Source organism: Actinomadura xylanilytica, from assembly GCF_030283145.1.
GTDB classification, from domain to species: domain Bacteria; phylum Actinomycetota; class Actinomycetes; order Streptosporangiales; family Streptosporangiaceae; genus Spirillospora; species Spirillospora xylanilytica.
Window position 1 is genome coordinate 1058867 of the sequence record NZ_JASNWE010000003.1, and the last position, 17046, is coordinate 1075912.

Here is a 17046-nt window from a genome sequence, read left to right on the forward strand (position 1 = left end):
CCGGTGTCAGCGGCGGTAGGTGAGCCCGTAGCCGTAGGGGAACAGCGGCTTCTTCCCGTCGCCGCGGTTGATGGGCTGCTGATCCGCGCTCGCCATCCACGTCATCGGCAGCCTGCCGGACGGCTCGGCGGCGCCGAACAGCACGTCGGCGACGCCGCGGCCCTCGGTACCCGGCAGCCAGGACGCGACCAGCGCGTCCCAGCCGGGGAGCTGCGCCGCGATGTCCAGCGGCCGGCCCGAGACCAGCACCACGATCACCGGCACGCCGGCGGCGCGCAGGGTGGCCAGGGTCTTGAGGTCGGCCGCGTCCAGGCCCATGCCGGCGGGCCGGTCGCCCATGCCCTCGGCGTACGGCAGTTCGCCGACGACGGCGACGGCGGCCTTGTACGAACGGTCGATGCCGCTGCCGTCCTTGCTGTAGGTCACCTTCGTGCCGCGTCCCGCGCCCTGCTCGATGCCCTGCCTGATCGTGGTCCCGGGCGTGATCGGCCCGGCCGAGCCCTGCCAGGTGATGGTCCAGCCGCCGCTCTGGATCCCGATGTCGTCGGCGCTCTTGCCCGCCACGAAGATCTTGTTGTCGCGGCTCTTCAGGGGCAGCACGTTCCCGGCGTTCTTCAGCAGCACCTGCGACTCGGCGACCGCCTCACGCGCGAGCGCGCGATGCTCGGCGCCGCCGACCGTGGCGGTGTAGCGCCGGTCGGTGAGCGGACGCTCGAACAGCCCGAGTTCGACCTTCTTGGTCAGGATCCGCCGGTTGGCGTCGTCGATCCGCGACATCGGCACCCGCTCGGCCTCGACCTCCGCGCGGAGCGTGTCGATGAACCTGCGCCACTCGGCCGGCACCATCACCATGTCGACCCCCGCGTTGATCGCCGTGCGGACCTCGGCGGGGGTGAAGCCGGGCCTGCCGTCGATCTGGTCGATCCCGTTGTAGTCGGAGACCACGAACCCGGAGAAGCCGAGCTCCTGCTTCAGCACGTCGGTGATCAGATACCTGTCGCCGTGCAGCTTGACGCCGTTCCACGAGCTGTAGGAGATCATCACCGACCCGGCGCCGCGGTCGACCGCGGCCTTGAAGGGCGGCAGATGGATCTCGCGGAGCTCGGCCTCGGACAGCCGCGTGTCGCCCTGGTCCTTGCCGCCGATCGTGCCGCCGTCGCCCATGTAGTGCTTGGCCGTCGCCAGCACCGACGCGGGCCCGCCGAGCCGCTCGCCCTGCAACCCGGTGACGACCGTGGACATCGCGGCGGGCAGCTCGGGCACCTCGCCGTACGACTCGTACGTCCGGCCCCACCGGTCGTTGCGGGCCACGCACAGGCAGGGCGCGAAGTCCCAGTCGACGCCGGTGCCCGAGACCTCCTCGGCGGTCGCCCGCCCGATCCGCCGCACCAGCGCGGGGTCGCGGGTCGCGCCGAGCCCGATGTTGTGCGGGAAGACCGTCGCGCCGACCACGTTGTTGTGCCCGTGCACCGCGTCCACTCCGTAGATCAGCGGGATCTTCAGCGGGGCCTCGAGCGCCGCCTTCTGGAACCCGTCGTACATGTCGGCCCAGCCCTTGGCGGTGTTGGGTTCCGGCGCCGACCCGCCACCGGACAGCAGCGAGCCGAGCCGGTACCTGGTGACGTCGGCGGCGGTGACGTTCTGCCGCTCCGGCTGCGTCATCTGCCCGAGCTTGTCGTCCAGGCTCATCCGCCGCAGCAGGTCCTCCACCCGGTCCTTCACCGGCCGCCGCGGACCGGGGGCCGGGGCGGCGCCCGCGGCGACCTGGGCCGCCGCGCCGCCGGTGCTGAGGATGAGCGAGGTGAGCAGGCCGAGAAGGACTGATCGGGATGGTCTGCGGTGCATGTCGCCTCCGCGAACGGATCGTCGTGCGTGCCCCCCCGCGTCACGAGCAACGTAAGTCGGTCCCGTCTCGCGAGCAAGACCCGCCCCCGGCGGGTGATCAGGATCCTTCCCCCGCCGGACGGCGTTCAAAGAAAGGGCGCGACCGCTGCCGGAGCGGGACGCGGCGGCCCGGCTCTTCGACCGGATGTACGCCACCATGTTCTTCGCCCCCAATCGCGAACGACACGAAAGGAAGAATCGATGAGCTCCCTGGTCGTCTTCGGCGCCAACGGCGCGACCGGCCACGTGATCGTCCAGGAGGCCCTGCGCGCGGGGCATGCCGTCACCGCAGCCGTCCGCGACCCTGACGCCTTCCGCGCGGTACCCGATGAACTCCGCGGTGCTCCCCTCGATGTCGCGCGGGCCGACATTCGCGACATCGACACCGTCCGCTCCGCGGTCGCCGGCCATGACGCCGTCATTTCCGCCATCGGCCCCTCAGGACGGCACGCCGACAAGCTCTACTCCGAAGGCGCCCGCACTCTCGTCACCGCCCTGCTCGCCGTCGGTGTTCAACGACTCGTCGCCCTCTCCTCCAGCATTCCCAGAGCCGACCTCGCACGATTCGTCGTGCAGGCGGCCGAAGGGGACCGCTGGTCGCACAGCCGTCCCACCATCGTCCGATAGCGGGACGCCCTCAGCCTCGACCTTTCAGGGCGACCGTCCGGGATCGAACCGAGAACCTCCAGGTCCACAGCCTGGCGTGCAGAAACCACTACACCACGGTCGCCGTGTCTCCGGCAGGAATCGAACCTGCGCCCTCCGGGTTCGCAACCCGGCGCGCTTTCCGCTGCGCCACGGAGACCAGATATTGAATTGTGGCGAGTGCGGGAATCGAACCCACCTGAAACGGTTTATGAGGCCGCCGGACGCACCAGCGTCCCTCCTCGCCGGGAGCGGAGGGTGCGAGATTCGAACTCGCGCAGGGTGACCCCTGACCACGGCTTAGCGGGCCGCTGCCTTTCCGCTCGGCCAACCCTCCGGGAAAAACAGAGAACCGCCCGGCCGGACCTCGGTCCGCGGGCGGTTCACATCGAGACGTGCAGGTCACGTCCCGCTGCGGCTGCTCCCGGTGCCAGGGTGGCCACTGCGATGCATTCGGCGCTGATGACGACGTCGCATTTCGCTGCCCTCCTCCGGTCTCGTTCGCTTCGTTGACCACTCTGCCCGACCTTCTGCCGGACGGCAACGCTTTTATTGGCTCGGGTAGGCACCGAACCGCTGCGCATCGCGCTCGCCTGGGCCGAGGGCGCGGACGGTCCGGCACGCGACGCGTGCGCGGAACGTTTACGGCTCAGCCGGGCGGTTCTAGGCGAAGCCCTTGGAGGCCGGGCCGAAATCGGGCCACGGGGTGAGGGCGCTGGAGACCGTGAGGCTGTCCTCGTAGACGTGGTAGCGGGTGATGAGGCCGTTCTCCACGGTCAGGTGGACGGCGCACATGGCGGTGTACTCGCGGCCGGTGGCGCGGGCCGTCTGGACGATCGTGGCCAGGACGACGGCGTCGGGGCCGTCCACGAGGATCCGGTGGATCTCGGAGGCGGCCTTCTCGGGCACGTGGTGGTCGCTGATCTCCCGGAAGTGGGCGGCGGCGTCCTCGGCGGTGAAGCGGGGGCGGATCCACGGGACGGCGGGGTGCTCACCGTCCGGCCAGTCGAGCCGCCAGTCGACACGCTCGGCGAAGAGGCCCTTGATGGCCTCGGAGTCTCCGGCGGCCATGCTCTGGAGGAAGGTCTGAACGACGGTTCGGGTGTCCATGAATTCTATTTTCCTGCTGGGAGTTATTCGTTCGATAACTCCGGAGGTCACGGCCATGCGCCGGCGGTCCGGCCGCGCCGCACCGCCCTGGCAGCGGCGCCCCGCGCCCGTCGACCTGGAGGGGTTCGGGAGGCCCTGGCTGCTGTTCCGCGGGCGCGGACCGGACCGGGTCGTGATGCCCCTGCCCGCGGACGAGGCCGAGCACGTCCAGCTGCTGATCGAATCGGACTGCACGTGGTCGGCGTGGCTTCAGGCCGCGGACACCGCGCCGATCCTCCAGAAGCGGATCAGTTCCAAGGGCTCGTTCGTCTTCCGCCACGTCGGCGAACCCAGGCAGATCTCCATGCAGCACAACGGCCGCGGCGCCTTTTCCCTCACCGGGCTCACCCTCGAATTCGGGCAGGGCGAAAGGGTCCTGTCCGGCATGGGGAACTCCAGCGCGAAGGGCCACCTGGAAGGGTCGACGCTCGTCCACGTCCGCGCCGACGGCGATTGGACCGTCACCCTTCTCTAGCGGTCAGTGGTGGAAACAGCAGGCGCTCAGGTGTGCGGGACTTCCATTTGCCGCCTCAGGGGGTCAGGGCGTTGGCCACGGTGAGGCTGTCCTCGTAGACGTGGTAGCGGGTGATGAGGCCGTTCTCCACGGTCAGGTGGAGCGCGCACAGGGCGGTGTACTCGCGGCCGGTGGCGCGGGCGGTCTGGGCGATCGTGGCCAGGACCACGGCGTCGGGGCCGTCCACGAGGATCTGGTGGATTTCGGAGGCGTCCTTCTCGGGTACGTGGTGGGTGCGGATCTCGCTGAAGTGGGCGGCGGCCTCGGCGGGTGTGCGGCGGGGCCGGATCCACGGGACGGCGGGGTGGCCCTCGTCCGGCCAGTCGAGGCGCCAGTCGACGACGTCGGCGAAGAGGCTCTCGATGGTCGCGGAGTCTCCGGCGGCCACGCTCTGCATGAGGGTCTGCACGACGGTGCGGGTGTCCATGGGGACGATCCTCGCACCGGACGGGTAGAGCGGCCGATTACTTCGGAGGTCATGCGATGAGTTCCGGACGATGGGGAGGTCTGAACGGGCATGACGAGTGAGCCCTATATCGAGGAGCGCCCGGCGGTGCCGTACGCGGCGATCCGGCAGGACGTGACGATGGACGGATTGGCGGAGGTCGCCGACCGGATACCCGAGGTGTTCATGTGGCTCTCCGACCGCGGGGCCAGACCGGCGGGGGCGCCGTTCCTGCGGTACGTGGTCATCGACATGGCGGGCCGCACGGTGGTCGAGGCGGGGGTGCCGGTGGTCGAACCGGTGGAGGGCGAGGGCGAGGTGCTCGCCGAGACGCTGCCGGCCGGACGCTACGCGACGTACACGCACGTCGGGCCTCCCGACGAGCTGGTCGGGGTCACCGCGGCGATGCTCGGATGGGGGGCGCGGGAGGGGCTGGAGTGGGACATGACCGCGACCTCCGAGGAGGAGCGGTGGGCGTGCCGGCTGGAGATCTACCGCACCGATCCGTCCGAGCAGCCCGACATGGACCAATGGGTGACCGATCTGGCGTTCAAGCTCAGCCGAGGTGCTTGAAGTCCGGCCACAGGGTCCGCCAGGGGGCGGTCTGGCCGCGGCAGACGAAGACCGGTTTGCCCTGTTCCTCGTTGTCCAGGCCGACCCCGTCGTCGATGCGGCCCGCGACGGTGACGTCCGACCAGTAGCGGCGCAGGAGGGCGGGCGTGTCGGGGCCGACGACGATGGTGGGGCCGCCGGTGTCCGGGGGCCGGCCGAAGTACCAGTAGCCGTTGTGGCCGCTGTAGGCGCGGGGCAGGCCGTGCGCGGGGCCGTAGCGATCGAGGGCGCCGGCCTCCCCGTAGTTGGACGTCACGATGGTCGCCTTGCGACGTTCGGCGGTGGGCAGCGCGCGGTGCACGCGCGCGATCTCCGCCGCGAACCGGGGCCAGCCGACGGTCTCGGCCGAGTCCGGGTTGATGACCGGCTGCGGGGTGCCCGCCAGGTCGCGGACCGGGTAGACGGGCAGGGTGACCAGGACGACGCCCAGGCCGGTGATCGCGTACGCGGGGATGGTGAGCGTCCACCCCGCACCGCGCGGCGCGCCGCCCCGGCGCTCGACCTCGACCGCGCCCGCCGCCCACAGCGCCGCCCACAACCCGGCCAGGTAGTACGGCTTGCCCGCGGTGGCGAGGTAGAGGAGGTTCAACAGCAGGAACGCGATGCCGAGGAAGCGGTACGGGGCCAGCTCGCGGGACCGGAACAGCCGCCACAGCCCGTAGATCCACAGCCACGACAGCACCACCCCGGCGAGGATCAGCTCGAACGGCACGAATCCGGGACGGCCGCCGAAGTCGGCCTCGGCCGCGATCTCGCCGGCCATGTCCAGCTGGGGCCAGCCGTGACCGGCCTGCCAGATCAGCCCGGGGACGGCGGCGGCCACCGCGATCGCGGCGGCGGGCAGCAGCACCGGGCGGCGCAGGACGTCGCGCGGCCCGCTGACCAGCAGCCCGGCGACGAGAGCGACGAGCAGGAGCGCGGCCAGGTACTTGACGTTCACCGCGACGGCGGTCAGCACGCCTACGGCGAGCAGCGACCGGGAGTCGCGGACCCGCACCCAGCGGACCGCGAGCCAGACCAGCGCGGTGGAGACGGTCACGTCGAGCGTGGCGGTGTAGAACGAGTGGCCGATCGCGACCATGAACGGGGCGATCGCGTACGCGCCCGCGGTCCGCAGCTGCGCGCGGCGCCCGCCGCCCAGCTCTCGCGCGGTCAGCGCGGCGAGCAGCACGCCCAGCACGGCGAGCAGCGCCGCCGGGAGGCGCTGGACGAACAGCACGTCGCCGCACACCGCGGTGATCCCCCGGGTGATCAGCGGGAGCAGCGGCGGCTGGTCGGGGTACCCCCAGGCCAGGTGCCGCCCGGCGACCCGGAAGTACAGCTCGTCGCGGTGGTAGCCGTACCGGGTGCTCAACGGGATCAGCACGGCCGCCAGGACGGCCGCCATCAGGAGCAGTGGCCGCCAGGCGACCGGCGGCGGCCCGGGTGGCGCGGGCGTCGGAGCGGGGGTGGGCGGCGCCGGGCCGGAGGCTGCCATGCGCACTGTACGTCGATCGAGGGGTTCGGTCGCGTCCGGATTCGGCCGCGGCGGGCCACCGCGCCCGGCGGGACCGGCGCCGCCGCCGCCCGGTGCCAGGCGATCACCATGAGCGAGACCCCGCGGCCCCTAGGATGGGGCGATCCGGGGAGGGGGAGGCGTATGCGCGAGTGCGGCGTCCGCGGGGGGACGTGCCGGAGATGAGATTCCCGCCGGACGGGTGCGGCTACGAGGTCCGCTACACGCTGGGCCGCCGGGGCGCGGGCGTGGAGACCTTCGGCGACGAGTACGCGCTCGGCCGCTGGTTCAGCGCGATGACCTCGGAGGGCATGTTCGTGCCCGAGGAGTTCACGACGCCCGACGAGGACGGCCGCAACGGCTACCAGATCTTCTGCGTGACCGGGGCCGGCCGGATCGTGATCAGCTACTTCCACCCCCGGCTCGTCCGCGGACGCATCGAGGGGGCGGACGACCCGGCCGGCTGACCTGCCGGGCTCACCCGGCCGGGTGCCGGATCCAGACGTTCGGCTCGACGTAGACGGCGTGGTCGTGCGCCACCGCGCAGCGGACCGGGACCAGTGCCCCCGGCACCTCCACCCAGCCGTCGGCGTCGAAGGGCAGGCCCGTCCAGGACCGCCACCGGGCCAGGGAGCCCGCGACGGTCATCGACGCCGGGGCGATCGACTCGATCACCCCGCCCGCCCGGACGTGGGTGCGCAGCCACGGATCGGCGGGCAGCCCGTCGCCGCGGGTGCGGAACGCGTACTCGGCCATCGGCGTCGCGGGCTCGAGGTGCTTGCCCGTCGGCCGGACGGGCGCCACCAGGCCGCGTGGCGCCGCGTTCTCGCGCATCGCCCTGAGCATCGCCCCGGACAGGCCGGCGCCGCGCAGGTCCGGCCGGACGGCGACCTCGATCGCGCTCACCGTGTCGGCCGCCGCCGCGAGCCCCGCCGCGTCCGGGCCGGCCGCCTCGCGCCGGGCCGGCGCCGCCCCGAGTTCGTCCGCGAAGGCCCAGGTCATGACCTGGGCCCAGCCGCCGTCCGGCAGGGTCGCGCGGCCGGGGGCGGCCAGGGCGAAGGGCACGCTGTGCGCGCGGGCGGCGACCTGCCCGCCGGGGTCGGTGGCGACCAGGGTGAACTCGGGGAAGGTGGTGGCGAGCAGGGCGAACAGGTCGCGGTTCACCGGGTCGTGCTGGACGAACTCCGGCCAGCCCGCCGGCATCCGCCGCAGCGGTCCGGCCAGTTCGGGACGCTCGGCGAGCGTCGTGATCACAACGTCCACGCACCGAAGCTAGCCCGGTGCCGCCGGCGCGGCTAGGCGTTTTCGTGCAGCGCCAGCAGCGTGTAGGCCGCGACCGTCGAGTCGTCGGTGACCGCCCCCTCGCGGACGAGGCGCTCGAACTCCGCGCGGCCGACGAACCGCTGCCGCATGTCCTGCTCCTCGGTCTCCCTGGCGTGCGGCCCCGGTTCCAGGCCGGTCGCGAGGAACACGTGGAACCCCTGGCTGCTGGTGCCGTGCGAGGCGTTCAGATAGCCGAGCGGCGTCAGGGTCGCGGCGCGGAACCCGGTCTCCTCGGCCAGCTCGCGCCGGGCGAGCTCCTCGGGCGTCCCCGTCTCGTCGCCGGGGAAGGACCCCTGGGGGAAGTTCCAGGTGCGCCGCCCGATCGGGTAGCGGTACTCCTCCACCATGTGGAACCCGCCGTCCGCCGCCGGGATCACCAGCGCGAAGTCGGGCTTGTCGACCACCCCGTAAATACCGCGCGCGCCGTCGAGCCGCTGGATCTCGTCCTCCCGGACGGTCATCCACGCGTTCTCGTACACCACCCGCGAGGCCAGTCGCCGCACCGCCGGTCCGTCGCTCCCCGCTCCCCCGTCTCCCATGGCCCCATTGTGCTGCATCGCCCACCCGCCGTCGCCGGCCCGGGCGGCCCGGCGATCTTCACGGGGGGGGCGGTGTCCGCGTCGTCCGGCCGGTGTGATCGGTTGACTTGGTGACCGGTTCCGGATGGGGCGCTGACCGCTTGCGGTCCGTATTCGTCCTAGGTATCCCCACATGTCACGAAATGCTTCATCGTTCGCCCCAGTGCGCGGAGTCCACAGCGCGCACCCGGGAACGGGGAGGTTGTCCGTGGCCGCACTCGCGTTGACCGATCGGGGACGAAGGGCGAGGAGCACCGCGGCGGCGGTGCTGGCGGTGCTGCTCGCCGCGGTCGTGCTCGCGGCGCCCACCGCGCTCGGCGCCGGGCTCCCGGCGGTGGACCTCCCGGCCGGCTTCCAGCAGAAGACGGCCTTCTCCGGGCTGACCATGCCGACGAACGTGGAGTTCTCCCCGGACGGCCGGGTGTTCGTCGCGGAGAAGAGCGGGATCATCAAGGTCTTCGACTCGCCGGCCGACACCACCCCGGAGGTGTTCGCGGACCTGCGCCGCCAGACGTTCAACGGCTGGGACCGGGGCCTGCTCGGAATGGCGCTGCACCCGAACTTCCCCACCGACCCGCGCGTGTACGTGATGTACACCTACAACGGCCAGCTGGGCGGGGCCTACCCCAGGTGGCCCTCCGAGGACGGCACCAACGACCAGTGCCCCGACCCGCCGGGCGCCAACAACGCCGGGTGCGTGGTCGCCGGACGCATCTCGGTGCTGACGCCCGCGGTGCGGGCGCGGGCCGCGCAGGAGGGACCGATCAGCGAGCAGGTGCTGGTGGAGGACTGGTGCCAGCAGTTCTCCAGCCATTCCGTCGGGACGCTGGCGTTCGGCAAGAACGGGCAGCTCTACGCGGGCGGCGGTGACGGCGCCAGCTTCGGGTACGCCGACTACGGCCAGAAGGACAACGCCTGCGGCGACCCGCCCAAGCCCGCGGGCACCCCGCTGACCGCCCCCACGGCCGAGGGCGGCGCGCTGCGCGCCCAGGACCTGCGCACCGCCGGCGACCCGGCCACGCTCGACGGCGCCATCATCCGCATCGACCCGGACACCGGCCAGGGCTCGGCGGGCAACCCGCTGCCGAACGGCGGGGTGAACGTGCGGCGGATCGTCGCCTACGGCCTGCGCAACCCCTACCGGTTCACCGTCCGGCCCGGCACCGACGAGATCTGGAACGGCGACGTCGGCTACACCACCTGGGAGGAGATCAACCGCCTCCCTGAGCCGAGGTCCACCCTGCGCAACTTCGGGTGGCCCTGCTACGAGGGCGCCGGCCGCACGCCCGGGTACGACGCCGCCAACCTCGACATCTGCGAGAACCTGTACTCGGAGGGCGCGGCGGCCGTGACGGCGCCGCACTTCGCCTACAAGCACAGCGACAAGGTCGTCCCCGGGGAGAGTTGCGGCGTCGGCAGCTCCTCCACGAGCGGGATGGCGTTCTACTCCGGCGGGATCTACCCGGCGCAGTACCGGGGCGCGCTGTTCTTCAGCGACTACGCGCGCCAGTGCGTGTGGGCGATGCGGCCCGGGGCGAACGGGCTGCCCGACAAGACCAGGATCGAGACGTTCGCCACCAGCGCGGGCGGCATCGTGGAGCTCCAGGCCGGCCCGAACGGCGACCTGTTCGGCGTCGACATCCTCGGCGGCCGGATCGTCCGGTTCACCTACAACGGGGTGAACAACCCGCCGGTGGCCGCGATCAAGTCGGACGTGACCAGCGGCCCGGCGCCGCTCACCGTCGCGTTCGACGGGACGACCTCCAGCGACGCCGACGGGGACGTCCCGCTGGCCTACGCCTGGGACCTGGACGGGGACGGTGCCTACGACGACTCCACCGACGCGAGGCCGAAGCGCACCTATGAGACCAAGGGCCGCTACACCGTCGGGCTGAAGGTCACCGACACCAGGGGCGCGTCCGACACCGCCACGCTGGTGGTCACGGCCGGGTCCACCCCGCCGGTCGCGACGATCGCCTCCCCGGACGCGGGCCTCACCTGGAAGGTCGGCGACCGGATCGGGTTCTCCGGCGGCGGCACCGACGGGGAGGACGGCACGCTCACCGGCGACGCGCTGAAGTGGCAGATCATCATGCACCACTGCCCGAGCGACTGCCACACCCACACCATCACCGGGCAGGACGGGCAGTCCGGGGCGTTCGACGCGCCCGACCACGAGTACCCGTCGTGGATCGAGCTGCGGCTGACCGCGACCGACTCCGACGGGCTCAGCGACACCAAGAGCGTCGAACTGCATCCGAAGACCAGCACGCTCACGCTCGCCAGCGATCCGCCGGGGATCCCGCTGACGCTGCTGGAGAAGACCGCGCCCGCGCCGTTCGACGGCACCGTCATCACCGGATCGAACGTGTCGGTCTCGGCGCCCACGCAGACGCAGGTGGTGGGCGACAACGCCTACGAGTTCGCCGGCTGGTCGGACGGCGGCGCGTCCGCGCACAACGTGACCGTGGACGCCGCCGGCACCCTCACCGCCACATACCGGCGCAAGACCGACCTCGCCCTGAACCGGCCGGTGAAGACCTCCAGCGTGGAGAAGGCCGGCGTGGAGGGGGCCAAGGCCGTCGACGGGGACCTCGCCACCCGCTGGGGCAGCAAGGCCGCCGATCCGCAGTGGATCGAGGTCGACCTCGGCACGGCCCGCCCGGTCGGCTACGCGCTGCTGCGCTGGGAGACCGCGTTCGGCAAGAACTACACACTCCAGACCTCGACCGGCGGCGGGGTGTGGACCACCGTGCACACCCGCACCAACGGCGACGGCAAGGTGGACGTCATGCGCTTCACCCCGATCAACGCCCGCTGGGTCCGGGTGTACGGCACCGCGCGCGGGACGAACTGGGGCTACTCGCTCTGGGAGATGGAGGTCTTCGACAGATGATTGACTTGACCGGTGCACACCGAGACGGAGCAGTCTGAGCTGTTCGCCCGGCTCGTCGAGATAGGCAGCGGTTCGTACGGCACCATCGCCGGTACCGGCGGTGGTGGCGGCCGTGCCGGCGGGGACCGCGAGCCGGAGATGCTGTACGACCGTCACGGCGTCCTGGTGGTGCGGATCGGGGAACTGGCGGTGAAGGCGCACCAACCCGACCGCGTCTACGGCCGTCCGTTCGCCCAGCGGGTCGCACTGGCCGGTACCCTCCCGCAGGTGCTGGCGCCGCTCGGTCCCCCGCTGCTCCTGCTGGACGGACACACCGTCACCGTCGCACCGTACGGGCAACCGGTCGACCCGCTGGGAAGGCTGCCCTGGGCGGAAGGCGCGCGGCTGCTCGCCACCCTCCACAACACCCCCGTCCCCATGGACGCGCCCTCCTGGGGACGCCCCGAACGCGTCGCCCGCGTCGTCGCCCGTATGGACGCCACGGACGCGCCTGAGCTGGTCACTGCGGCGGCCGAGGTGCGCCGGGCGTTCGCCACTCTCCCGGCCTGGGTCCGCGGCGAATCCGCGCCGCCCGCGCGCAGCGCGGACGACCATCTGCTCCATGGCGACTGGCACCTCGGCCAGATGGTCCGCACCCGCGCCGGGTACTGGCGGCTCATCGACATCGAGGACCTCGGCCGGGGCGACCCCGCCTGGGACCTGGCGCGGCCCGCCGCGCTGTACTCGGCGGGCGTGCTCGCCCCCGCCGACTGGGAGGTCTTCCTGGACGCCTACCGCGCCGCCGGCGGCGCGGCGGTGCCCGCGGACGGCGACCCGTGGGCGGCGCTGGAGATGCCGGCCCGAAGTCTGGCGGTCCAGATCGCCGCCACGTGCGTCAGAACCGCGCGGGAGGAGGACCGACCGCTCGACGGCGCCGAAGAGGCGCTCATCGACACCTGTAGGAGAATCTCCAGGATGAGGGACCGGGCATGACGTGGCGTCGTGCCTGCCCTAGATTTACCCTCTTCCTGGGGATCCAGATCGGAAGGACGGCCAAGCGATGCACTGCCCAAAGTGCCGCGGCGTGATGCGGACCTACAACCGCAGCGGCGTTCAGATCGAGCAATGTGACAACTGCCGGGGAGTCTTCCTCGACTACGGCGAGCTGGAGGCCCTGGGGCAGATGGAGGCCCAGTACCGGGCCGCCCCGCCGCCCGCCGCCCCCGCGTGGGGCGCCCCCGGCGGGGCGGTGCACCACCACCACGGCGGCCACCACCGCCCGCACCACGGCGGCGTCTTCGGCATGCTCTTCTCGACCTGACCCGCCACCGCCGTGCTCAAGAGCCCGTCCGTCCGGACGCCCCTTGAGCACGGCGGGACGCGGTCCGCGCCCGGAGCCGTCAGAGCCGGGGGTCGACCGGCTCCGACTCCAGCGCGAGCACGGCGAACACCGCCTGGTGGATCCGCCACACCGGCTCGCCCGCGGTGAGCCGGTCGAGCGCCTCCAGGCCGAGCGCGTGCTCGCGCATGGCCAGCGACCGCTTGCGGCCGAGCGACCGGCCGCGCAGCCGGTCCAGGTTGGCGGGCTCGGTGTAGTCGGGGCTGTAGATGATCCGCAGGTACTCGCGGCCCCGGCACTTCACCCCCGGCTGCACCTTGGCGCCGTCCGGGAGCGGCCCGAGCGGCTTGACCACCATGCCCTCCCCGCCGGACGCGGTGAGCTCCTCCCACCACCGGGTCACGGCCGCCTCCGAGTCCGCCGAGCCGAGGTCGGCGACCGTCCACCCGGTCGGCGCGATCAGCCCGGACGGGTCGGACGCGGCGAGCCGCCCGGCCACCTCCATGTGCCAGTCGTGGTCGCGCAGCGCCGCCCACGCCGAGCCCTCGCCCGCCAGGACCTGGAACGGGGCCAGGCGCAGCCCGTCCAGGCCGTCGACCGTCCAGCAGTACCGCGCGTAGGCGTCGCGGAACAGCGCCGCGTTGGCGGCCCGCCGGTCGACGTGCTCGCGCAGCCCGCCGACGTCGAGGCCGCGCGCCGCCGCCCGCGCCAGGGCGTCCGCGGCCACCGGCAGCGCCGCCCGCGCCGCGGCGCCGGTCGCCGCGTACTGGGTGCGGATCAGGTCCATCGCCTTGGCCGACCACGGCAGCAGCTCGCAGTCGAGCACGAGCCAGCCGGTGTCCAGCTCGTCCCAGAGCCCGGCGGCCCCGATCGCGGCGCGGACCCGGCCGAGCACCTCGCCGGTGCGGGCGGGGTCGCGGAAGAACGCCCGCCCGGTGCGCGTGTAGATCGCGCCGCCGGTGCCGTCGTCCACGCCGAAGCGCGCCCGCGCGACCTCGGCGTCGCGGCAGACGACCACGACGGCGCGCGAGCCCATGTGCTTCTCCTCGCACACCACCCGGGTGAGGCCCCTGTCCCGGAACGCGGCGAGGGCCTCGGCGGGGTGCTCCAGGTAGCCGGGCAGGCCGGACGTCGCGGCCGGCGCCATCGTCGGCGGCAGGTAGACCAGCCAGCGCGGATCGACCGCGAACCGGCTCATCACCTCCAGCGCCGCCAGCGCGTTCTCCTCGCGGACCGACACCCGGCCCATCAGCCGGGTCCGCACGCCCCCGTTGCCGAGCACGTCGTCGATCTTCACCACGTCGCTCTCGCGGTGCCCGCCCGCGGCGTCCGCCCCGCCCGGCGCCGCGAGCGGGCGGACCGGCTCGTACCAGACCTGCCGGGCCGGAAGCGAGACCAGCTCGCGCTCGGGATAGCGCAGCGCGGTGAGGCTCCCGCCGAACACCGCGCCGGTGTCCAGGCAGATCGTGTTGTTGATCCACTCGGGCCTCGGGATCGGCGTGTGGCCGTACACGACCATCGCCTCGCCCCGGTAGTCGCGCGCCCACGGGTAGCGCACCGGCAGCCCGTAGTCGTCGGTCTCGCCGGTGGTGTCGCCGTAGAGGGCGAACGAGCGGACCCGGCCGGACGCGCGCCCGTGGTAGTCCTCCTTCAGCCCGGCGTGCGCCACCACCAGGCGGCCCCCGTCCAGGACGTAGTGGGCGACCAGGCCGTCCATGAACCGCAGCGCCTCGTCACGGAACTCCGCCGGCTCGGCGGCGAGCTGCTCCAGCGACTCGGCCAGCCCGTGCGCGACCCGCACCTTGCGCCCGCGCAGCGCCTTGACGAGCTTGGCCTCGTGGTTGCCCGAGACGCACAGGGCGTTCCCGGCGGCGGCCATGCCCATGACGAGCCGCAGCACACCCGGGCTGTCCGGGCCGCGGTCGACCAGGTCGCCGACGAACACGGCGGTGCGCCCGCCGGGGTGGTTGGCGCCGGCGGCCCGGCCCGCCGCGTCCCGCTCGATCTCGTAGCCGAGGTCGGCCAGCAGGTCCTCCAGCTCGGCGCGGCAGCCGTGCACGTCGCCGATCAGGTCGAACGGGCCGGTCAGGTCGCGCCGGTCGTTCCACGCCCTCTCCCGGACCAGCGTCACGGCGTCGATCTCCGCGGTGCCCGCCAGCACGTACGACCGGCGGAACTCGCGGGACAGCGACCGCAGCCCGCGGCGCAGCTCGCGGCGCTGCCGCGGGATCACGTGCGCGGGCAGGTCCCGGTCAGGCCGGGCGGCGTTGCGCTCGGCCGCGACGTGCTCGGGCACGTCCAGCACGATCGCGACCGACAGCACGTCGTTCTCCTTGGCCAGCCGCACCAGCGACTCGCGCGACTTCGGCTGCACGTTGGTGGCGTCGACCACCGTGAGCAGCCCGCGCCGCAGCCGCGTCCCGACGATGTAGTGCAGCAGGTCGAACGCCGCACCGGTCGCGGACTGGTCGTTCTCGTCGTCCGACACCAGGCCCCGGCAGAAGTCGGACGAGACGACCTGGGTCGGCGTGAAGTGCTCGCGCGCGAAGTGCGACTTGCCCGAGCCGGACACCCCGACCAGCACCACCAGCCCCATCTCGGGGATCCGGACCTCGCGGCCGGCCGGCCGCGCCCCCTCCGCAGTCTCGATCGTCATCGGCTGAACACCCCCATCTGCGTCGGCGCGCCGACCTCGGGATCGTCGTCGCCGACGGGCACGTGGCGGACCTGGTAGCCGTGGGCGGCGGCGACGCGCCCGGCCCACTCGCGGAACTGCGCGCGGGTCCACTCGAAGCGGTGGTCGGCGTGCCGCATCGCGCCGGGCGCCATGCCCTCGTAGCGCACGTTGTGCTCGGAGTTCGGAGTGGTGACGACGACCACGCGGGGCGCGGCGTCGCCGAACACCACCTGCTCGACCGCGCCGAGGCGGGGCGGGTCGACGTGCTCGACGACCTCCATCAGCACCGCCGCGTCGTAGCCGCGGAAGCGCTCGTCGGCGTACGTCAGCGCGCCCTGGAACAGGTCGGTGAGCCGGCCGGACGACGCGTTCGGGCTCGGCTCCCACTTCAGCCGCCGCTTGGCCGCCCCGAGCGCGCGGTAGGACACGTCCGCGCCCGCGATCTCGGTGAAGAAGGCGTCCTGGAGCAGGCGGGAGAGGAGCTTCCCGGAGCCGCAGCCGAGGTCGATGACGCGCCGGGCGTCCTCTTCGCGCAGCGCCTCGAGGACCGCCCGCCCGCGCCGCTCGGCGAGCGTCACGGGTGCCGCGTCCTCGGTGGCCCCGGCGTCCTCGGTGGCCGTCGCGCCGTGCGCGGACGCGGCGTCGGCGTCGGCGTCGGCGTCGGTCGCGTGCGGGACGGTGGCGGCGGGCTGCTCCTCGTCGATGTCGGTGTGGTCGAGCGCGTCCTCAGGGGCGTCCTCGGAGTCGGCGAGCCGTCCCAGCGCGGCGCGCACGAGGGTGCGGCGGTTGGCCAGGTAACGGCGGGTGACGTCGGCGCGGGCGGGGTGGGCGGCCAGCCAGCCCTCCCCCGCGCGGATGAGCTTGTCGACCTCGTCCGGCGCCATCCAGTAGTGCTTGGCGTCGTCCAGCACCGGGAGCAGCACGTAGACCTGGTTGAGCGCGTCGGCGAGCCGCTGCGTGCCGGTCAGCGTGAGCGTCACGTACCGCGAGTCGCCCCACTCGGGGAACTCCGGGTCGAGCGGCACCGGAACGGCGGAGACCTCCCAGCCGAGCGGCTCGAAGAACCGCGCGGCCTGCGCGGGCCCGCCCCGGCAGGGCAGCGCGGGCAGCACGATCTCCAGCGGGATCGGCGTGGCCGCCAGCTCGGGACGCGCGTCGCACCGGCCGCGCATCGCGGTCCGGAACACGTTGGCCATGGCGGAGGCCATCAGCGAGGACGCCGCGTACGGACGGTCGTTGACGTACTGGCCGAGGGAGAAGTCCGGGGTGCTCCTGCTACGCGTGCGGGCCAGCTTGACGGGGTCGACGTCGAGCAGCAGCGCGGCCGTGCAGCGGTCCTCGTCGGCGTCGGGGTAGAAGACGTGCGCGGTCCCGAAGGACTGGTCGAACCGCTGCACCCGTCCAGGGTGCTTGTGCAGCGCGTACCCCAGGTCGGGCGCACCTGGCATGGTGGTCTTTATGGTCAGAAGCACGGGCCAAGTGTGGCGGAAGCGGGTCGGGTGCCCCAGCG

15 protein-coding genes and 3 tRNA genes are annotated in these 17046 nt (G+C 72.9%); 7 read left to right on the plus strand and 11 right to left on the minus strand.

What is annotated here, in order from left to right:
* Positions 1-6: 6 nt before the first annotated feature.
* Positions 7-1845, minus strand: coding sequence for a glycoside hydrolase family 3 protein (locus QP090_RS22440; RefSeq protein ID WP_285941098.1), 1839 nt, complete (start codon positions 1843-1845; stop codon positions 7-9).
* Between the two features lie 240 nt (positions 1846-2085).
* Between QP090_RS22440 and QP090_RS22445 the strand changes: the two genes are divergently transcribed.
* Positions 2086-2511, plus strand: a complete 426-nt coding sequence (locus QP090_RS22445; RefSeq protein ID WP_285941099.1) for an NAD(P)-dependent oxidoreductase — start codon at positions 2086-2088, stop codon at positions 2509-2511.
* Positions 2512-2539: 28 nt separating this feature from the next.
* Here the strand turns inward: QP090_RS22445 and QP090_RS22450 are convergent.
* The 4 genes from QP090_RS22450 to QP090_RS22465 all read right to left on the minus strand — a co-directional run bounded on the left by QP090_RS22450 (position 2540) and on the right by QP090_RS22465 (position 3639).
* Positions 2540-2614: transfer RNA gene (locus QP090_RS22450), tRNA-His, on the minus strand.
* A gap of 2 nt (positions 2615-2616) precedes the next feature.
* Positions 2617-2689, minus strand: a tRNA-Arg gene (locus QP090_RS22455).
* A gap of 92 nt (positions 2690-2781) precedes the next feature.
* Positions 2782-2866 (minus strand) — tRNA-Ser (locus QP090_RS22460).
* A gap of 326 nt (positions 2867-3192) precedes the next feature.
* The gene (locus QP090_RS22465; RefSeq protein ID WP_285941100.1) at positions 3193-3639 is read right to left on the minus strand and encodes a nuclear transport factor 2 family protein; all 447 of its coding nucleotides are present in this window, start codon (positions 3637-3639) and stop codon (positions 3193-3195) included.
* Positions 3640-3694: 55 nt separating this feature from the next.
* Here QP090_RS22465 and QP090_RS22470 point away from each other — a divergent pair, with 55 nt between their 5' ends.
* Positions 3695-4153, plus strand: a complete 459-nt coding sequence (locus tag QP090_RS22470) for a hypothetical protein (RefSeq protein ID WP_285941101.1) — start codon at positions 3695-3697, stop codon at positions 4151-4153.
* 55 nt (positions 4154-4208) lie between these two features.
* On the opposite strand, the gene QP090_RS22475 is transcribed toward QP090_RS22470, so the two are convergent.
* On the minus strand, positions 4209-4619 hold the full coding sequence (locus QP090_RS22475; RefSeq protein ID WP_285941102.1) for a nuclear transport factor 2 family protein: 411 nt from the start codon (positions 4617-4619) through the stop codon (positions 4209-4211).
* A gap of 90 nt (positions 4620-4709) precedes the next feature.
* Here QP090_RS22475 and QP090_RS22480 point away from each other — a divergent pair, with 90 nt between their 5' ends.
* Positions 4710-5210, plus strand: coding sequence for a GyrI-like domain-containing protein (locus tag QP090_RS22480; RefSeq protein WP_285941103.1), 501 nt, complete (start codon positions 4710-4712; stop codon positions 5208-5210).
* On the opposite strand, the gene QP090_RS22485 is transcribed toward QP090_RS22480, so the two are convergent.
* Positions 5194-6726: a glycosyltransferase family 39 protein gene (locus tag QP090_RS22485; protein ID WP_285941104.1), complete on the minus strand. Its 1533-nt coding sequence runs from the start codon at positions 6724-6726 to the stop codon at positions 5194-5196. The two genes, QP090_RS22480 and QP090_RS22485, sit on opposite strands and share 17 nt — an antisense overlap.
* 200 nt (positions 6727-6926) lie before the next feature.
* On the opposite strand from QP090_RS22485, the gene QP090_RS22490 reads away from it, so the two are divergent.
* Positions 6927-7211, plus strand: coding sequence for a hypothetical protein (locus QP090_RS22490; RefSeq protein ID WP_285941105.1), 285 nt, complete (start codon positions 6927-6929; stop codon positions 7209-7211).
* Positions 7212-7221: 10 nt separating this feature from the next.
* On the opposite strand, the gene QP090_RS22495 is transcribed toward QP090_RS22490, so the two are convergent.
* Both QP090_RS22495 and QP090_RS22500 read right to left on the minus strand, forming a co-directional pair.
* Positions 7222-8007, minus strand: coding sequence for an N-acetyltransferase (locus QP090_RS22495; protein WP_285941106.1), 786 nt, complete (start codon positions 8005-8007; stop codon positions 7222-7224).
* Between the two features lie 32 nt (positions 8008-8039).
* The gene (locus QP090_RS22500) at positions 8040-8606 is read right to left on the minus strand and encodes an NUDIX domain-containing protein (protein ID WP_285941107.1); all 567 of its coding nucleotides are present in this window, start codon (positions 8604-8606) and stop codon (positions 8040-8042) included.
* Between the two features lie 247 nt (positions 8607-8853).
* On the opposite strand from QP090_RS22500, the gene QP090_RS22505 reads away from it, so the two are divergent.
* The 3 genes from QP090_RS22505 to QP090_RS22515 all read left to right on the plus strand — a co-directional run bounded on the left by QP090_RS22505 (position 8854) and on the right by QP090_RS22515 (position 12841).
* Positions 8854-11541, plus strand: a complete 2688-nt coding sequence (locus QP090_RS22505) for a PQQ-dependent sugar dehydrogenase (protein WP_285941108.1) — start codon at positions 8854-8856, stop codon at positions 11539-11541.
* Between the two features lie 12 nt (positions 11542-11553).
* A complete protein-coding gene (locus QP090_RS22510) occupies positions 11554-12513 on the plus strand; it encodes a phosphotransferase family protein (RefSeq protein WP_285941109.1) in 960 nt (319 codons plus the stop codon).
* 67 nt (positions 12514-12580) lie between these two features.
* Positions 12581-12841: a TFIIB-type zinc ribbon-containing protein gene (locus tag QP090_RS22515; RefSeq protein WP_432763067.1), complete on the plus strand. Its 261-nt coding sequence runs from the start codon at positions 12581-12583 to the stop codon at positions 12839-12841.
* A 79-nt stretch (positions 12842-12920) separates the two neighbouring features.
* On the opposite strand, the gene QP090_RS22520 is transcribed toward QP090_RS22515, so the two are convergent.
* Positions 12921-15515 carry a polynucleotide kinase-phosphatase gene (locus tag QP090_RS22520; RefSeq protein WP_285941110.1) on the minus strand — a complete coding sequence of 865 codons (2595 nt, stop codon included), beginning with the start codon at positions 15513-15515 and terminating at the stop codon, positions 12921-12923.
* The gene (locus QP090_RS22525; RefSeq protein WP_285941111.1) at positions 15512-17008 is read right to left on the minus strand and encodes a 3' terminal RNA ribose 2'-O-methyltransferase Hen1; all 1497 of its coding nucleotides are present in this window, start codon (positions 17006-17008) and stop codon (positions 15512-15514) included. Before QP090_RS22525 ends, QP090_RS22520 begins: the two co-directional genes overlap by 4 nt.
* Positions 17009-17046: the final 38 nt, after the last annotated feature.